The sequence below is a fragment of the Bacillus sp. Root920 genome (assembly GCF_001429445.1).
GTDB classification, from domain to species: Bacteria; Bacillota; Bacilli; order Bacillales; family Bacillaceae; genus Bacillus; species Bacillus safensis.
Map to the genome: position 1 here is coordinate 109,674 of NZ_LMJV01000001.1, position 17,042 is coordinate 126,715.

16 protein-coding genes are annotated in these 17,042 nt (G+C 43.2%); 12 read left to right on the forward strand and 4 right to left on the reverse strand.

Translation table 11 applies throughout. The features are described from left to right. The first annotated feature begins 86 nt into the window (after positions 1-86). The 5 genes from ASE42_RS00500 to ASE42_RS00520 all read left to right on the forward strand — a co-directional run bounded on the left by ASE42_RS00500 (position 87) and on the right by ASE42_RS00520 (position 5,377). Positions 87-860 carry an IclR family transcriptional regulator gene (locus ASE42_RS00500; RefSeq protein ID WP_056765051.1) on the forward strand — a complete coding sequence of 258 codons (774 nt, stop codon included), beginning with the start codon at positions 87-89 and terminating at the stop codon, positions 858-860. 85 nt (positions 861-945) lie between these two features. Beyond that, the gene (locus tag ASE42_RS00505) at positions 946-1,503 is read left to right on the forward strand and encodes a shikimate kinase (RefSeq protein WP_003214270.1); all 558 of its coding nucleotides are present in this window, start codon (positions 946-948) and stop codon (positions 1,501-1,503) included. A gap of 343 nt (positions 1,504-1,846) precedes the next feature. Next, positions 1,847-2,794, forward strand: a complete 948-nt coding sequence (locus tag ASE42_RS00510; RefSeq protein WP_056765053.1) for a dihydrodipicolinate synthase family protein — start codon at positions 1,847-1,849, stop codon at positions 2,792-2,794. 77 nt (positions 2,795-2,871) lie between these two features. Next, positions 2,872-3,879 carry a LacI family DNA-binding transcriptional regulator gene (locus ASE42_RS00515; RefSeq protein ID WP_024427258.1) on the forward strand — a complete coding sequence of 336 codons (1,008 nt, stop codon included), beginning with the start codon at positions 2,872-2,874 and terminating at the stop codon, positions 3,877-3,879. Between the two features lie 121 nt (positions 3,880-4,000). Then, complete coding sequence (locus tag ASE42_RS00520) at positions 4,001-5,377, forward strand: MFS transporter (RefSeq protein ID WP_056765056.1); 1,377 nt, start codon at positions 4,001-4,003, stop codon at positions 5,375-5,377. Between the two features lie 211 nt (positions 5,378-5,588). On the opposite strand, the gene ASE42_RS00525 is transcribed toward ASE42_RS00520, so the two are convergent. Further along, positions 5,589-6,362: a class I SAM-dependent methyltransferase gene (locus ASE42_RS00525; protein ID WP_056765060.1), complete on the reverse strand. Its 774-nt coding sequence runs from the start codon at positions 6,360-6,362 to the stop codon at positions 5,589-5,591. A gap of 116 nt (positions 6,363-6,478) precedes the next feature. Here ASE42_RS00525 and ASE42_RS00530 point away from each other — a divergent pair, with 116 nt between their 5' ends. Then, positions 6,479-7,396: a LysR family transcriptional regulator gene (locus ASE42_RS00530; RefSeq protein ID WP_056765063.1), complete on the forward strand. Its 918-nt coding sequence runs from the start codon at positions 6,479-6,481 to the stop codon at positions 7,394-7,396. A 243-nt stretch (positions 7,397-7,639) separates the two neighbouring features. On the opposite strand, the gene ASE42_RS00535 is transcribed toward ASE42_RS00530, so the two are convergent. Then, positions 7,640-8,425, reverse strand: a complete 786-nt coding sequence (locus tag ASE42_RS00535) for a carbon-nitrogen family hydrolase (protein ID WP_056765066.1) — start codon at positions 8,423-8,425, stop codon at positions 7,640-7,642. Between the two features lie 211 nt (positions 8,426-8,636). On the opposite strand from ASE42_RS00535, the gene ASE42_RS00540 reads away from it, so the two are divergent. Further along, the gene (locus tag ASE42_RS00540) at positions 8,637-9,593 is read left to right on the forward strand and encodes an acetylxylan esterase (protein WP_044333516.1); all 957 of its coding nucleotides are present in this window, start codon (positions 8,637-8,639) and stop codon (positions 9,591-9,593) included. 35 nt (positions 9,594-9,628) lie between these two features. Here the strand turns inward: ASE42_RS00540 and ASE42_RS00545 are convergent, their stop codons facing one another. After that, complete coding sequence (locus ASE42_RS00545) at positions 9,629-9,943, reverse strand: hypothetical protein (RefSeq protein ID WP_024424319.1); 315 nt, start codon at positions 9,941-9,943, stop codon at positions 9,629-9,631. Positions 9,944-10,035: 92 nt separating this feature from the next. Here ASE42_RS00545 and ASE42_RS00550 point away from each other — a divergent pair, with 92 nt between their 5' ends. From ASE42_RS00550 to ASE42_RS00570, 5 genes are all read left to right on the forward strand, one after another. Then, entirely contained in the window at positions 10,036-10,806 is a 771-nt protein-coding gene (locus ASE42_RS00550) for a nucleotidyltransferase domain-containing protein (RefSeq protein WP_056766794.1), read from the forward strand. Between the two features lie 161 nt (positions 10,807-10,967). Next, entirely contained in the window at positions 10,968-11,885 is a 918-nt protein-coding gene (locus ASE42_RS00555) for a proline dehydrogenase family protein (protein ID WP_025092807.1), read from the forward strand. A gap of 23 nt (positions 11,886-11,908) precedes the next feature. Continuing rightward, the gene (pruA, locus tag ASE42_RS00560) at positions 11,909-13,456 is read left to right on the forward strand and encodes an L-glutamate gamma-semialdehyde dehydrogenase (RefSeq protein WP_024424316.1); all 1,548 of its coding nucleotides are present in this window, start codon (positions 11,909-11,911) and stop codon (positions 13,454-13,456) included. A gap of 126 nt (positions 13,457-13,582) precedes the next feature. After that, positions 13,583-14,815, forward strand: coding sequence for a PucR family transcriptional regulator (locus ASE42_RS00565; protein ID WP_024424315.1), 1,233 nt, complete (start codon positions 13,583-13,585; stop codon positions 14,813-14,815). A gap of 132 nt (positions 14,816-14,947) precedes the next feature. After that, positions 14,948-16,246: an arsenic transporter gene (locus ASE42_RS00570; RefSeq protein ID WP_034283290.1), complete on the forward strand. Its 1,299-nt coding sequence runs from the start codon at positions 14,948-14,950 to the stop codon at positions 16,244-16,246. A 117-nt stretch (positions 16,247-16,363) separates the two neighbouring features. Here ASE42_RS00570 and ASE42_RS00575 read toward each other — a convergent pair whose 3' ends face one another. After that, positions 16,364-17,041, reverse strand: a complete 678-nt coding sequence (locus ASE42_RS00575; RefSeq protein ID WP_034283291.1) for an amino acid ABC transporter permease — start codon at positions 17,039-17,041, stop codon at positions 16,364-16,366. Between the last annotated feature and the right edge of the window lies 1 nt (position 17,042).

A 17,042-nucleotide genomic window follows, 5' to 3' on the forward strand; every position in this document is an offset into this window, starting at 1 on the left:
CTTTTAGTGGAACGTTTAAAATGGATTATAGCAAAATCGATCGTTGATGTCGATAAGAAATCAAAGGGGAAAAGGAGAAAGTGAATATGGCTGATAAAAAGTCAAAAGAAGAATCAGGACTGCGTACAGTTCAGCGTGCTTTGGATATTCTTTATTGTTTTAGTGAAGAACGTCAAGAGCTGACGCTAACGGATATTTCAAAAGAGATGAATTTAGCAATGTCTACGACAACGAGACTGCTCAAGGCACTTGAAATGAATCATTTTGTGGAGAAGAATCAAGAAACAATGAAATACCGATTGGGTCAAAGGCTTTATCTCCTCGGATACATTGCAGGGAAGTCCATTAAATTGAGGGAACTGGCTAAGCCACTCATGTACTCACTTCGTGATGAAACAAAGGAAACCGTCAACCTGTATGTACTGGATTCAACAAGCAGGGTTTGTATTGAACAAGCGGAAGGGCTGCAATCGATTCGGCATCTTGTCAAGATTGGTGAAAAGCTGCCATTGTACGCAGGTGCAGGCGGAAAGGTATTATTGGCATTTCAAAGTGAAGAATTTCAACAAAAAGTATTAGCGTATGAGGCTGATCATGTGATGAAGGGTGACTGGCAAAAGGAACGTAAACATATTCTTGACACATATACTTCTTGCAGCATCGATGAACGCGAGGTAGGATCTGCGGCAGTAGCGGCACCAATCTTTAACATTCATGGTGAAGTGAAAGCCTGTTTATCCATATCTGGTCCAACCCATCGGTTTACTGAAGAAGTCATTCCCGAGCTGCAGCAAAAAGTGAAAGAACAGGCACAGCGGCTTTCTGAACAGCTCGGCTACGTCGTCAAACACAATTTTTAAGATTGCCTATCTTTTCGCGCTCCATTTATCATATAATAGAAACATTATGTAGCATTCCTTGTCGTAGGGAGGACGTGTCACGACCATGAAAATCAATAGAGAAATTCCTGTAAGACAGCGGAATATTGTCCTCATTGGCTTTATGGGTGTTGGGAAAACAACCATTGGGCAGCTGGTTGCCAAAAAGCTATATAGAGATTTTATTGATGTCGATCAGGAGATTGAGAAAAAGTACAACATGACGATTCCAGAGATGTTTCAGCAAAAAGGAGAAGCATTCTTCAGGCAGGCTGAAAAGGATTATATCGTCGATTTATGTGAACATACACAGCTCAAGATCGTTTCCCTTGGAGGCGGTGCATTCAAACAGGAAGAAATCAAACGCGCCTGCTTGAAGCATTGTACCGTTCTTTTCCTTGATCTATCGTGGGAGAATTGGAAGCAGCGGCTTGATATTTTAATCGAAAACCGCCCTGTTCTTCACAACCGGACGCTTGATGAGATGAAAGAGCTGTTTGAAGAGCGCCGGGAGATTTATTCTCTTCATAACTCAAGAGTGGAAACAGATCATTTAGAGGCTGAGGAAGTCGCCAATTATATTGTGGACACACTCAAGCTTGGCTGGGATTTATATTCGAAATAAAAAAAGTCTACCGTTGAGGGTAGACTTTTTTCTATTGAATTCTTTTCCTTCGTACATATGATGATGCTTTGACAACCAAAATGTATTTATCCTTTTTTTGGTGTGCAGCCGTTTGGAAAAAGCGGTGATCCTCCTTCAATCAGTTCATGATGATGAGGTTTTTGATATAGATCATTTTCTTTTTCGGAAAAATAAAATAGTATCTAAATTTCAATAAGAGTTTTTTGAATTATGATAATCTTTAAAAAATAATGTTGACAACTTCCGTGAGGACATTCTATGATTGTTTACGTAAACGCTTACGGTAAACGTTTACTATAATCGAATGGGGAGGAATTTGTTGATGAAAAATAAAGAAAAATGGAGCGGTGTATTCCCGGCGGTCTTAATTCCTTTTAAAGATGACTATTCAATTGATGAACCTGCTTTTCGTAAACTTGTTCGCTGGGTGGCGGAGCACGAAGGAATTAACGGGATTGTTGTCAATGGACATACTGGCGAGATTATGACTTTGCTGCCACATGAACGAGCTGAGGCTGTGCGTATTGCAGCCGACGAATTAAAAGGGGAAGTACCTGTCATTTCCGGGGTATCAGCTGAAGGGACAATTGAAGCGATCCAGCATGCAAAAGCAGTTCAAGAAGCTGGCGGAGAAGGTATCCTTCTCATGCCGCCGCATTCATGGCTGAGATTCGGTATGCAGCCTGAATCACCTGTCCAATTCTTTAAAGATGTTGCAGAAGCGATTGACATTTCAATCATCGTCCATCAATATCCAACGTGGACAAAAACCTCATATACAACGAATCAATTACTAGAAATGTCGGAAATTGAAAATGTTGTCTCATTCAAAATTGGTCAAAGAGACATGGCACAATATGAAGTCGATGTGCGCGCACTGAAAAAGCATGCACCAGATGTATCGCTGCTCACATGTCACGATGAATATTTATTGCCAACATTAGTTCAAGGGATTGATGGGGCGCTTGTCGGTTTCGGCTGTTTTGTGCCAGATTTGATCGCTGAACTTGTGAAATGTGTGGAAAAACAAGACCTTGCAGCAGCTAATAAAGTGTACGATAGAATCTTTGAATTAAAGCATGCTGTATATAAAATGGATGAACCTTCCTCTACCTCTCATCTGCGAATGAAGGAAGCGATGTTCCAGAGAGGTTTGATCAGCAGTTCGCTTGCTAGAAAGCCGGTATTACCTTTAACTCAAAAGGAAAAAGAAGAGATTCGCCAAGGCCTTCAAAGTGTTGGTTTGCTTAAGGAAAACGTCAGTAGATAACAGACCATTGATTTCATGATGAAGGTGAGTCAGGTTATAATAGGGTATAAAACAACAGACTCCCGGAGGTATGAAATGTGTCAGTAAGTATTAAAGATGTCGCATTGAAAGCAGGAGTGTCTATAGCCTCTGTTTCCCGAGTATTAAGTGGAAAACCAGGAGTAGGCGCTCAAACGGCTGAAAGAATCAAACAAGTGATTGATGAGTTAGGCTACCGCCCTAATTTAGGAGCGAGAGGGCTCGTGAAAAGAAAGACTGGGAATATCGCTGTAGTGGTTCCCCGCGGTTCATATATTTTGAATAATCCATTTTTTTCAACGATTTTAGACGGCATAGCGAAGGAATTAGATGAGACCGAATTCAATATGCTGATGTCATTTACATCTGTGCAGCAGCAGCGGTTACTTGAGACGCAGGCTGTAGATGGTGCCATTTTATTTTCTCCAAGAAATGAAGAATTGAGCATGGATTGGCTAAAAAGTTTGGCTATTCCCATTATCGTTGTCGGAAGTTACTTAGAGGATTCACCATTTCCATGTGTCAGGCCAGATGATGAAGAAGGTGTTTGTCAATCTGTAACGGCCTTATTTGATAAAGGTCATCGAACCATTGGGCTGGTCAATGGTCCAATGAGTTCGATGCATAGTGTGAGGTATTACAAGGGGTATGAGCGCACACTGAAACGTTTAGGATTAACATTGAACAAAGAGCTTGTGTTTGAGTTAGATGAATTTGATGGGGGAAAAGTAGTAGAAGTGGTTTCTCAATTTCTCCAAGGAAACCAGCACATGACTGGAGTTGTTTGCTCTTCAGATTTTTTGGCGATAGGGGTCATGAAAGCGGCAGAAAACGCAAATGTGTCAATACCTCATGATTTGTCTGTCGTTGGTGCCGATGATGTGCCCATTGCAAGTTTCCTAACCCCTTCTTTATCTTCTGTTCATGTTGATTTAGTTGGAATGGGAAGAAAAGCTGTTTCTTTACTAACACAGTTATTAGAAGGAGAACAGTTAGAGGCGATGGAACATATCTTCCCTATGTATTATATAGATCGGGGTACCACGGGAACGCCAAAAAAGATTTGATAGATGCTGAAAACTCGTATGAACGCTACAGAATTTCAGCTTGATTTAAAATGTAAGCGATTTCTTCAGCGCTCTTCGGCATGTACTTTTGCATCATTTCCTCTAATAAGGAGGAGATACCATGACGTTAGAACTCAGCGGAAATTCAAATTCTCAAGGTGGGCAAGTTGTTGATAGAGCTTCACAACTATTGACTAGGATGGAAAGTGTACCTTTTTCGAGGTGGCATTTAAAACCTCGGATCATTATGGGATCTGCTACCTTTTTTGATGCTTTTGATGCGCTATCTTTAGCGTTTGTTCTCCCGGTCCTCATCGGCATGTGGAATTTATCACCTGCTCAAATTGGCCTTCTTATTGGGTCTGGTTATATAGGACAAGCGGTTGGTGCTATTTTCTTTGGGTGGTTAGCAGAAAGGCGCGGCCGTGTATTTAGTGCAAAGTGGACGGTGTTCCTCATGTCTATTATGAGTATCGCATGTGTATTTTCAGGTAATTTTATGGCCCTTTTTATTTTCCGCTTTATACAAGGGATTGGAGTTGGAGGAGAGGTGCCGGTAGCAGCCTCATATATTAATGAGTTGTCCCGAGCCCAAGGAAGAGGCAGATTTTTTATGCTTTATGAGATGATTTTTCCATTAGGATTAATGATCTCAGCTCAAATTGGTGCATTTGTTGTACCTAGCTTTGGGTGGAAATGGATGTTCTTGATTGGAGGCATTGGAGGTTTAATCGTCTTTGGATTCTTTTTCATGCTGCGTGAATCGCCAAGGTGGCTTATTTCGAAAGGCAGGTTAGATGAAGCCGAAAGAATTATTGAAGAAATTGAAGCGAGTACTGACAAACGAATGCCTGTCGCAAATCAAGTATCCAGCAGTACTGAAAAAGGCGACTGGAAAGAGCTATTTTCAACTTTTTACCGTAAAAGAACATTGGTCGTATGGGGACTATGGTTTTCTGCCTACTTTGTATCGAATGGTTTAAATAACTGGTTACCGAGTCTTTATAATACTGTTTACCATTTGCCAGTCGGAGATTCATTAAGGGCAGCATCTCTCACAAATATTTTACAGACCGTAGGGGTATTCGCTTGTGCATTTTTAATTGATAAAGTGGGACGGAAGCGCTGGGCAACCATTGCATTTGTATTAACAGGTGTGTTATTAACGGCTTTATGGATCAGCGGAGCGACTTCACCAGAAAGCGTCATCTATTTAGGGTCTGCTGCTTACGGAATGATGGGGACAATTACAGTTCTCCTCTATCTATATACACCTGAAATTTATCCGACACGTATGAGGGTGATTGGAACGGCATTTGCTACAGCGTGGCTTAGACTGGCCTCAGCGATCGCTCCTATTATGATAGGCTTTATTTTAGAGGTAAGCGGTGTTTCAACTATTTTTATTCTTTTTGCAAGTGTGACGGTAGTGGGAGCAATTCTTGCTTTTAAAATGATAGAAACGCGCGAGAAAGTATTAGAGGATATTGCACCGTAAGTTACGCATGCAGTAAAGAACTTATTCCAAAGAGGGTAGGTTCTTTTTTATTCAGAGGATCTAAAATGCCTCACCTATCTTCGTTCAATTATCATATAATAGAAACATGATCTATTCGTGAGAAGAGACGTGTCACGAACATGAAAAGCTACCTGTGAAACAGTGATAGATTAAAAAAGTCTACCGGCGATGGTAGACTTTTTCTATCAGTTTAATTTTTGATTCCTTGAAGCAGTGCAGCTTTTAAACAGAAGGAAATGGGCTGATGCTGTGCATCGAATTGAAGCTGAAATAGTTGCTTTGTGTCAGGGTCTGCGGCTTGAAGGTGGGAAACGATCTCCTTTTGAATGTTCTCTGGCGTGCGTCCGCGTATAATCCAGTCCTGATAATCAATATGCAGGTCCCAGTAACGAATCTCTTTCTGAGTCAATTGGTTGTCATCGAAAAGCTCTTTCCATTCTGATAACGAGCTTTCCCGCACATGAGAAGGGTCTCTCAGTCTATTTAAGTGATTAATAAATGAATCCTGTGCAGGGTTTTCAGGTGCATAATGGTCGACGAGCAGAAATTGGCCGCCTTTCTTTAAGACTCGGCTGATTTCCGACATGGCTGCCGGAAGGTTTGGAAAGTGGTGAGCAGCAAATCGGCACGTCACTAAATCAAATGATTCATCAGAGAAGGGCAATGCTTCTGCGGCTGCCTGCTCAAAAGTAATGTGGTTCAGGTGGCGTTCTTCCGCTAGTGCTGCTGCAATCTCGATCATTTTTTGCGTGACATCAATGCCTACCCCTTTAGAGATAACGTCTGAAAAGGAAAAAACGGTATGTCCTGCCGCGCAGCCAATATCAAGTAAATGCTCATGTCCCTTCGCATTTGCTGTTGTTTTCATCCATTCCAGCTCTTCTCCGGCTGCAAATATAGGTGAATCTCGATAGTTCTCGGCATTTTGTGAAAATTGGTTCTCGGCTTTAGCATATGGATTCATTTCTTTTCCCCCTTTGTGGTCTCTTTATCGTAGAATTCCTTCTGTTATTTGTCTAAGACATAAAAGATATGACATGGATAGTTAAAACCTATGAGGTGATGAAAGTGGATATACGAATGATGGAATATGTCATTGAAGTGTACCGGCAGCAAAGTTTTACAAAAGCAGCTGATCAACTTCATATTGCACAGCCTTCTTTAAGCCAGCAAATGAAGAAGCTGGAAGAGGAATTAGACACACCGTTATTTATTCGAAATTATGGACAAGTAACGCCCACACCTCAAGGGAGACGATTCATTAAAAGGGCTGAGAATATTTTGAAGGAAAGAGATGATTTGCTGCGTGAAATGGGAGAAGCAGCTTATGAAATCGGGAAAGAGCTGAACATTGGAGCGCCAGCAGTGACAGGGGGATATGTCTTGCCCGGTTTATTAAAAACCTTTTGTCAAACGTATCCTCATGTTCACGTTCAACTGATAGAAGAGTCTCCTCGTGAGCTTGAAAAACGTCTATTGGCTGGAAAACTGGATTTGGCTATTTTATCTATGCCTGTCGAGCATGAATCATTGAAAACGAAACAAATGCTGACAGAGCCGCTCCTTCTTGCAGTTCCGCAAGCTGCTCAGCCATGGTTATCAGAGGAATTGAACGAGATTATCAAGCAAGCAGGGCAAAAAGAGTCCGGTCACGAAATCGTTCCCTTTCAACTTCTTGAAGGTATCCCATTTATTATGCTGAAAGAGGGATACGGTTTTCGGCAAGTGGTCATGGAACTGTGCCGTCATCACGGTTTTCAGCCAAAAGCGGCTTTTGAAACAAGCCATATTCAAACAGCACAGGCATTGGTCAAAAACGAACTAGGTGTGACCGTTGTGCCGAAAATGGTGGCACAAGAGGATAGGAACCAAGTTATTTATTTAAACATTGATTCATGCCCAACCCGAACACTTGTATTTGCATATGTTGAAGAAAGGTATTTAACGAAAGCCGCTCAAGCCTTCATGGACCTTTATCAGAACCAAGGGAAAGCTTAAACAAACGTTTAATTAAACGCAAACAGCAGGGGAGCACCCTGCTTTAAGATTGGTGACAAAGGGCTAAAATGATCTTGGTTTTAGCCCTTTGTCTTCTTTTCAGCGTGATAGAAAACCTTTGCAGTCTAGAAAGGGCGAGCAGCGGAGCGGAGCGAATTTGACATTCGTGAGCACCGGAGCGCAGACCTGACACCGAATGCGAGGGTTTGTCTACACGCTGAAAGCAGGGGAGCACCCTGCTGTTTAATATAAGTCCAGACGCTGATCCGTCATAACCGGAATTTGCTGTCTGACTTCATCCACTAGCTGAAGATCAATTTCCGCATAATAAATGTCTTCGTCATCTTTTGTTTCAAGCAGGATGCGGCCGAGTGGATCAATCACCATAGAGTGTCCAGGGAATGCCGTGTCTCTGCTTGTGCCAGTTCTGTTAACAGCAATCATAAATGACTGGTTTTCAATCGCTCTTGCGATGAGCAGGCTGCGCCAATGGTCCACTCTTGCTGACGGCCATTGCGCCGTATTGACGAGCACCTTCGCTCCTTTGTTCACAAGTGTTCTGGAAAGCTGCGGGAAGCGGAGGTCATAGCAGATCATCGCACCAATCGTCACATCTTCACCATAGTCAAATAAACCAAGCTGATCACCAGCGGTTAAATAGTTGTGCTCATCCATTAAGCGGAATAAATGAATTTTATCATAATCTAACAAAAGCTCACCTTGGCGGTTAAAAACATACATTGTGTTGGTGATGTTTTCATTCTCTGTCCGCTTATTTAACACACTGCCTGCGATGAGATACACTTGGTGCTTGCGGGCAAAGGAGGAGAAGAGCTGCTTTGTGCGTTCACCGTTTATATCTGCAAGCTGCTCGGCTTGTTCAAGGGCGTAGCCGGTATTCCACATTTCGGGTAAAATGATCAGATCAGGCTGCTCGCGAACTGCTTCTTCTAAAAACGCTTCTGCTTTTTTAAAATTCACTTCAGGTTCTCCAATTTGTACGTCCATTTGGACAAGGGCGATTTTCATATGGGTTCCTCCTTTATTCGCTATATGTCATGTGAAAATCATGAATGTATGTAATGGTTTATTCTAGTCTTCAAGGCCAGTTTCTTTATCATAATGGTTTCCATCATCTTTGCCAATAGAAATGTCAGAAGGTTTTGTTAAATGACTTTCTCAATCAAGAAATGAGTGGTATGATACCTATAACTAATAAAACAAAGGGGAATAGTATGATATGCAATTGTTCGATTTATCACTAGAAGATCTAAAAAAATATAAACCAAAGAAAACTGCACGTCCTGATTTCTCAGACTTTTGGAAGAAATCGCTCGAAGAACTGCGCCAAGTGGAGGCAAAGCCAACACTTGAACCGTATGACTATCCAGTGAAAGGCGTTAAGGTGTACCGCCTGACGTATCAAAGCTTTGGACATTCTAAAATTGAAGGCTTTTATGCTGTACCTGATCAAACTGGCCCGCATCCAGCGCTCGTTCGTTTTCATGGCTATAATGCCAGCTATGACGGCGGCATTCACGATATCGTCAACTGGGCGCTCCACGGCTATGCCACATTTGGTATGCTCGTCCGCGGTCAAGGCGGCAGTGAAGATCAGACAGTGACACCAGGCGGTCACGCTTTAGGGTGGATGACAAAAGGCATTTTATCAAAAGAGACCTACTATTATCGCGGTGTTTATTTAGATGCGGTTCGTGCACTCGAAGTCATTCAGTCCTTCCCTGAAGTAGATAAACACCGGATCGGCGTAATTGGTGGAAGCCAGGGAGGCGCATTAGCGGTAGCAGCTGCAGCCCTTTCAGATATTCCGAAGGTCGTCGCGGCAGATTACCCTTATTTATCAAACTTCGAGCGTGCAGTGGATGTGGCATTGGAGCAGCCTTATTTAGAAATCAATTCGTACTTTCGGAGAAATAGTGACCCGGAAGTGGAAGAAAAGGCATTTGAGACATTAAGCTATTTTGACTTAATCAATTTAGCTGGATGGGTCAAACAGCCAACTTTGATGGCGATCGGTCTGATTGACAAAATTACCCCGCCATCTACTGTGTTTGCGGCATACAACCATTTAGAAACAGATAAAGACCTGAAGGTATATCGCTATTTTGGACACGAGTTTATCCCGGCTTTTCAAACAGAGAAGCTTTCCTTCTTACAAAAGCATTTGCTCAAATAAAAGAACAAAGAGGCCGCTCTAGGAGGGCCTCTTTTTTAATAACTCGTATTTTGTCTCGTTTTTTCATCAGGTACTAACGCGGTGATAATAAGGGCAAGAGCTGTGATGATATGAAGGATGAATCCAAGTATCGGAATCCAGGCGAGGCAGGATGTGATAATCCCAATGATGCTGCCAATCATTGGTCCTTGGTCTCGCTTCGATAAGACGAGTGTGATAATATGCAGAATAAGCATGACCATGAGCGGTGAATAGCCATTGCTAATAATAAATAGTCCTCCGATGACAGGGATGGCAAGACAGGCTTCAAAAATCCCGGTGATCCATTTCATGATGCGAGATATAGACATGAGATCCAACTCCTTTTTCATATATGTCTTATTCGTATTTTACCAAAACGTGAAGAAGTCATGCAGATTTCTATAGAAAGAGTTGATGGATGATGAGAGAGAGAATCAAGGAAGAGCTGAAAATCATCGAAGAAACGTATGACGTAAAAATTTGCCTCGCGGTTGAATCAGGCAGCAGAGCATGGGGATTCCCCTCGACTGATAGTGATTACGATGTCCGTTTTTTATATGTTCCTCGAAAAGAATGGTATTGGGCAATGGAAGAACATCGTGATGTCATTGAACGGCCGATTGATGATGTGCTTGATATCAGCGGCTGGGAGCTTAGAAAGGCACTTCGCTTATTCAATAAATCGAATCCATCCATCATGGAATGGCTGTCTTCTGACATCATCTATGCTGAATCCTTCTCTTTGGCAAAGCAGCTAAGAGAATTAAAGGACCGAGCGTTTTATCCTCCAGCATTGATGTATCATTACCTCAATATGGCGAAGCGGAATGAAAGCCGGCATTTACGAGGAGAGCAGGTGCGAATCAAGAAATATTTCTATGTGCTTCGTCCGCTGCTTGCCTGTCAGTGGATTGAACGGTACCGGACGGTTCCGCCGATGGACTTTCATGAACTGCTCGAAGAACTAGTGGAGGAAGGTCCGCTTTTAGGGGAAATCCATGAGCTGCTCAAACGTAAAATGGACGGAGAAGAAATGGATGTAGAAAACCGCCTCGCTTATGTCCATCCATTTATCGACAAAGAGCTCGCGCGATTTGATGAATTGGTGAAAAGCTACAATCAGCCGAAAGACAACCTGTTGCAAGAATTAAATGAGCTGCTGCAGTCTACCCTTGATGAGGTGTGGGCGTAAGCAGGGAAGAGCCAGCCGGATCACGGCAGGCTCTTTTTTATCTCTTATTGTGATAAAACCACAAAAAAAGTCAGAATTTTTGTCATCTTCAAATATTGTAGCGGACAGCTTATGAGCTTTACAATAAAGACATAGCTTACAAAGAGTGGGAGGTGCCCTTTATGGAGTCGGTCACAAGAAATTTCTTCTTGTTTTTGTCAAAGAGCAGTCTCTTGAACCATATTGCTCGTAATTGGGGAAGTGCTGTTGCATCTAAGAAAATCATCGGAGGGAAGGACTTTGAGAGTGCCATCCCTGTTATCAAGCGATTAAATGACCAAGGAATGGCCGTGACAGTTGATCACCTTGGTGAGTTTGTCACAAAGGCAGAGATTGCCAATGAACGGACGACTGAGTGTATTCAAACCATTCAGCGGATTGCTGAGGCGGGACTCAATTCCCATGTGTCACTCAAAATGACATCCCTTGGCCTGGATATTGACGATGACCTTGTGTATCACAATATGAAACGTATTTTAGATACGGCAGAGAAACACCGTATCATGGTGACAATCGATATGGAGGATGAACAGCGCTGTCAAAAAACGCTGGACATTTTTAAAGAGATGAAATCTCAATATGAGTATGTCAGTACGGTCTTGCAGGCGTATTTGTACAGAACAGAAAAGGATCTTGATGACCTAAATGAGCTGCAGCCATTTTTAAGACTTGTAAAGGGTGCCTATAAGGAATCCGCCGAAGTGGCGTATCCAAACAAAAAAGATGTCGATCTGAATTATCAAAAGCTGATCGAAAAGCAATTGCTCTCAGGGAACTATACAGCCATTGCGACACATGACGATCAAATGATCGAGTTCACAAAAAATATTGTGAAAAAACACAATATACAGACAAGTCAGTTCGAATTTCAAATGCTGTACGGCATGAGATCAGAAACGCAGCAGGCACTTGTGAAAGAAGGCTATCAAATGAGGGTCTATACTCCGTATGGACGAGAGTGGTATGGCTACTACATGAGACGCCTTGCAGAACGGCCGGCAAACATTGCCTTTGCTTTAAAAGGGATGACGAGAAAATAATTTGAAACGGGAGCGTGACAAAAATGACAACACCTTACAAGCATGAACCATTCACGGATTTTAGCCAGGAAGAAAACCGCAAAGCGTTTGAACAAGCATTAGCTAAAGTAACAGAATCACTTGGTCAAACCTATCCGCTCGTGATTAATGGAGAAAGAATTGAAACGAAAGACAAGATTGTTTCGATCAATCCAGCGAAAAAGGATGAAGTGGTTGGAACCGTATCAAAGGCCGGGAAGGAAGAGGCAGAGCAGGCGGTTCAAGCAGCAGCGAAAGCATTCGAAACATGGCGCTACACGTCTCCAGAAGAAAGAGCTGGCGTATTATTCCGAGCTGCGGCAAGCATTCGCCGTAAAAAGCATGAGTATTCAGCCCTTCTTGTCAAAGAAGCAGGTAAGCCTTGGAATGAAGCAGATGCAGATACAGCAGAAGCGATTGACTTCCTAGAATATTATGCCCGTCAAATGCTGGAGCTGGCAAAAGGCAAACCAGTGAACAGCCGCGAAGGCGAACGCAATCAATATGTTTACACACCAACTGGCGTGACGCTCGTGATTCCGCCGTGGAACTTCTTGTTTGCGATCATGGCAGGAACAACAGTAGCCCCAATCGTCACTGGGAATACAGTTGTTTTAAAACCCGCAAGTGCGACGCCTGTCATTGCAGCCCGTTTTGTGGAAGAGCTTGAGCAAGCCGGTCTTCCAAAGGGCGTTGTCAACTTTGTACCAGGAAGCGGAGCAGAGGTCGGGGATTACTTAGTAGATCATCCGAAAACAAGCCTGATTACATTCACTGGATCAAGAGAAGTAGGGACACGTATCTTTGAACGCGCGGCAAAAGTGCAGCCAGGCCAGCAGCATTTAAAACGTGTCATTGCTGAAATGGGCGGTAAGGATACAGTGGTTGTCGATGAGGATGCAGATGTTGAATTAGCGGCTAATGCCATTTTCACATCAGCCTTCGGATTTTCAGGTCAGAAATGTTCAGCTGGATCTCGGGCTGTCGTCCATGAGAAGCTGTATGACCAAGTGGTTGAGCGAGTGAAGGAAATCACAGAAACGAAAACAACAGCCAACCCACTTTCTGCCGATGTTTACATGGGACCTGTCATTGATCAAGCGTCCTTTGACAAGATCACGGATTATATCGAGGTTGGCAAACAGGAAGGCCGCTTAGTCACTGGCGGAACGAGTGATGATTCGGAAGGATACTTTATCCACCCGACCATTTTTGCAGATCTTGAGCCAACTTCCCGTTTAATGCAAGAAGAAATCTTTGGACCAGTCTTGGCTTTCTCGAAAGTCTCTAGCTTTGATGAGGCACTTGAGGTAGCCAACAACACAGAATACGGTTTAACAGGTGCTGTCATTACGAATAATCGTGATCACATCAACCGTGCGAAGCAGGAGTTCCATGTAGGGAACCTTTACTTTAACCGTAACTGCACAGGTGCCATCGTTGGTTATCACCCATTCGGCGGCTTCAAAATGTCAGGAACGGATTCAAAAGCAGGCGGTCCAGATTACCTAGCTCTGCACATGCAGGCAAAAACGATTAGTGAAATGTTTTAATATGGAAAAAGCATGAACCTGCACTGATGGGTTCATGCTTTTTTTGCCTGCTTGCGACTTGTTTCTATACAAATCTGACTGGAAAGAAGTATGATAAATGTATCACTTAATCAGGGAGCAATCGGGATGGAAGAGATATTAGAAAAGCTTCATACATTTTTTGATGTCGATAAATTAATTGCATTTATTAGCGGCTATTTAAAAAAACCAGTCATTTTAGAAAGCACAGAGTGTCAGCTCCTTGCTTATAATTCTTACAGCATTCAGCAGTTTGACCCAGTCAATCAGCAAACGATTTTCTCCAAGGAATGTCCGGGGTCTGTGGTCGATTGGTTAAAGAAAACAGGGGTAATTGAGCGGCTTCACAAGGAGTCAAAGCCTTTTTATGTGAGCGGCCATGACGAGCTCGGATTTAATCGGCGGGTGGCTGTGAGCGCCAAGCATAAACAAGAGGTAGTAGGCTTTATTTGGGTGCAGGACATTGAGGACTCCCTCTCTCAGGAGGAGCTGCAATTTTTACACGAAGCTTCCTTTCAGGTTGGAAAAGTGATTTATAAGAATAAGAAACAGCTTGAGAAAAAGGAAGGCAAGATTGAAGAGTTTTTCAAAAAGGTCATGGATGATCATTTTTATACAGAAGAAGAGCTGAAATGGGAGGCTGAGAACTTAAGCATTCCACTGCCAGCCGTATTTACCGTTATGGTCGTGCACGCTGCCGATAACAAAAGTGAGACGGCAGAAGATGTGAAGGATGTCATTCGAACGTATTTGCAGCTAGAGGATAAAGTGAATCACGTCTATTCGGTTCAAGCAGATATTGTCGTTATATTAGGCAGCCTGTCAGACCGGCACTCACCGAAAGCGACTGCCGCTGATGTCATCGCACATCTGCAATCAAAAACGAATGCCCATCCTTCCCCTTTGTATATTGGGATGGGAAGAGAGTATCGTGATGTCATGAAAATGAGTACAAGTCGATTTGAAGCGATAGAGGTCGTCAAGGCAGTAAAAATTGTCGGAGGGCAAGAACTGATTCCATATGATTATGAGAATTTAGGGGTCTTCCGGTTTTTAGACTCTATTTACAGCCATCAAAAAAAGAAAAACGACTTCAATCCAGATTTGTTACGTTTGAAGGAAAAAGACCGCGAGAGTCAAACTTCGTTTTTAAAAACGCTGGAAGTCTACTTATTGAATAACTGCAAGCTAAAGCCAGCTGCGGAGCAGTTGTTTATTCATCAAAATACATTAAACTATCGAATGAAACAAATTTTTGACATGACTTCGATCGACTTAAGTCATTTTAGCCAGAGATGTGAGTTATTTATTGAATTGATGCTGATGAAAAAAGATCAATAATGATGATGGAATCCGCAGGTGCACGGGATCACCTGCGGGTTTTCATGTGACATGCGAAAATGGCATACAACTGATGCATTTCGTTGTATGATAGATAAAGATTTTATGAGAAAAGTGAAAGGGGGGCCACCTTTGGGATCAGTCACCTTAGCCATTTTGATTTTCATCATGACCCTCGTCCTTGTCATTTGGCAGCCAGGACGTGTCACCATAGGATGGTCAGCGTGTGGAGGCGCCATTCTTGCACTTGCCTTTGGTGTCGTTCATCTAGGCGATGTGTGGGAAGTCACGCAAATTGTATGGAACGCGACCTTTGCCTTTATTGGCATTATTATCATTTCGTTAATTTTAGATGAGATCGGTTTTTTTGAATGGGCTGCACTGCATATGGCAAAAGCCGCAAGAGGCAACGGTGTCCGCATGTTTATTTACTTAACATTGCTCGGCGCTGTGGTGGCTGCTTTTTTTGCCAACGATGGAGCGGCACTGATCTTGACCCCAATCGTTTTATCTGTGGTGAGAGCGTTGAAGCTGGATGAGCGCATGGTGCTGCCTTTTGTGATGGCAAGCGGTTTTATTGCAGACACAACCTCCTTGCCATTTGTCATTAGTAACCTGGTCAATATCGTATCAGCCGACTATTTTCATATTGGTTTTCTAGAATATACAGCGAATATGTTCGTGCCAAACCTTGTGTCGCTTGGAGCGAGCATGCTGGTTCTGTATGTATTTTACCGAAAGCTTATCCCAAAAACCTACGATCTGTCACAGGCAAAGGAACCGGCGTCAGCTATTCGAGATATCCGTATGTTCCGTTTGTCTTGGTATGTGCTCGGCTGTCTGCTTGTGGGTTATTTTGCGGGGGAACTGATCGGTATTCCAGTGTCCATCATCGTAGGCGGGATTGCCCTTGCTTTCTTGTGGCTGGCGAGAAGAAGTCCACAAGTAGCGACAAAGCGAGTGATCAAAGAAGCGCCGTGGTCCATTGTGTTTTTCTCAATCGGTATGTATGTCGTCGTATATGGACTGAAAAATGTCGGTCTTACAGAAATATTGGCGGCATGGATCCAGCAAGGGGCTTCACATGGCTTGCTTGCAGGAACGATGTTTATGGGCGTGCTTGCCGCAGTGCTGTCCTCTGTGATGAACAATCTGCCGACCGTTTTAATTGATGCGATTGCCATTGGACATACAGATACAGCAGGTGTCATGAGAGACGGACTGATTTATGCCAATGTCATCGGCTCCAACCTTGGACCGAAAATGACCCCAATCGGCTCATTGGCGACATTGCTGTGGCTTCATGTCTTAAAGAAAAAAGGCGTCCATATCTCTTGGGGGGCGTACATGAAAGCCGGGATCATCCTGACCATCCCAACCTTGATTCTCACATTACTCGGGTTATATGTATGGTTATGGCTTATTCATTAATTATCGTGTAGACAAATCCTCGCATTCGCCCGCAGGTCTGCGCTTCGGTGCTTAGGGCTGCAAAGGTTTTCTAACACGCTGAAAAAGAGCAGATCCATGAGATCTGCTCTTTTTTTGCTACAGATATTTCGCATAGCGTTTTTCTAAAAAGTCCTGAAGCAATGAGACGACACTACAAATGCCCCAGTAAATGAGTGCGACCAAAATATACATGGTCATATAATCGAATTCTCGTCCGCCTACAATTTTTGCTTGCTGGAAGAGCTCTGGTACAGTAATCATTGCTGCCAGTGAGGAAGCTTTGATTAAATCGAGCATGACATTGGTCAATGGCGGCAGGGCGATGCGGACGGATTGAGGCAAAATGACACCACGCATCGTTTGCCAATAGCTGAGACCTAATGATTTAGCAGCTTCCACCTGTCCACTTGGAACAGAGGAGAGAGCCGCCCGGTTAATTTCTGCAATATAGGCAGCACTATTAAAGCTGAACCCAATAATGGCGGCAGTGACCGCTGTGAACTCAATGCCGATATAGGGGAATCCAAAATAGAGAATAAACAAAATCACTAGAATGGGCACGCCTCGCATGAATGAGATATACAGTCGTGCAGGCAGCCGAAGAATCCATGAATTCGCCATCCTGGCAAGAGCGATAAAAAAGCCAAGAATGGTACCAAAAAACATGCTCACAAAGGAAATGAGCAGCGTCAGCCAGATGCCTTTCATAACAAACGGAAATGACGCCTTTGCCAGTGCAGGATTAAATATATATTCTAAATGAATATCTCCCACG

Bases quoted from the DNA above. Each gene is read 5' to 3' on its own strand.
- ASE42_RS00545 (WP_024424319.1), bottom strand. From the start codon at position 9,943: ATGTCTATATCTCGCATCATGAAATGGATCACCGGGATTTTTGAAGCC.
- ASE42_RS00510 (WP_056765053.1), top strand. From the start codon at position 1,847: ATGAAAAATAAAGAAAAATGGAGCGGTGTATTCCCGGCGGTCTTAATT.
- ASE42_RS00525 (WP_056765060.1), bottom strand. From the start codon at position 6,362: ATGAATCCATATGCTAAAGCCGAGAACCAATTTTCACAAAATGCCGAG.
- ASE42_RS00540 (WP_044333516.1), top strand. From the start codon at position 8,637: ATGCAATTGTTCGATTTATCACTAGAAGATCTAAAAAAATATAAACCA.
- ASE42_RS00555 (WP_025092807.1), top strand. From the start codon at position 10,968: ATGGAGTCGGTCACAAGAAATTTCTTCTTGTTTTTGTCAAAGAGCAGT.
- ASE42_RS00565 (WP_024424315.1), top strand. From the start codon at position 13,583: ATGGAAGAGATATTAGAAAAGCTTCATACATTTTTTGATGTCGATAAA.
- ASE42_RS00500 (WP_056765051.1), top strand. From the start codon at position 87: ATGGCTGATAAAAAGTCAAAAGAAGAATCAGGACTGCGTACAGTTCAG.
- ASE42_RS00550 (WP_056766794.1), top strand. From the start codon at position 10,036: ATGAGAGAGAGAATCAAGGAAGAGCTGAAAATCATCGAAGAAACGTAT.
- ASE42_RS00535 (WP_056765066.1), bottom strand. From the start codon at position 8,425: ATGAAAATCGCCCTTGTCCAAATGGACGTACAAATTGGAGAACCTGAA.
- ASE42_RS00520 (WP_056765056.1), top strand. From the start codon at position 4,001: ATGACGTTAGAACTCAGCGGAAATTCAAATTCTCAAGGTGGGCAAGTT.
- ASE42_RS00505 (WP_003214270.1), top strand. From the start codon at position 946: ATGAAAATCAATAGAGAAATTCCTGTAAGACAGCGGAATATTGTCCTC.
- ASE42_RS00530 (WP_056765063.1), top strand. From the start codon at position 6,479: ATGATGGAATATGTCATTGAAGTGTACCGGCAGCAAAGTTTTACAAAA.
- pruA (WP_024424316.1), top strand. From the start codon at position 11,909: ATGACAACACCTTACAAGCATGAACCATTCACGGATTTTAGCCAGGAA.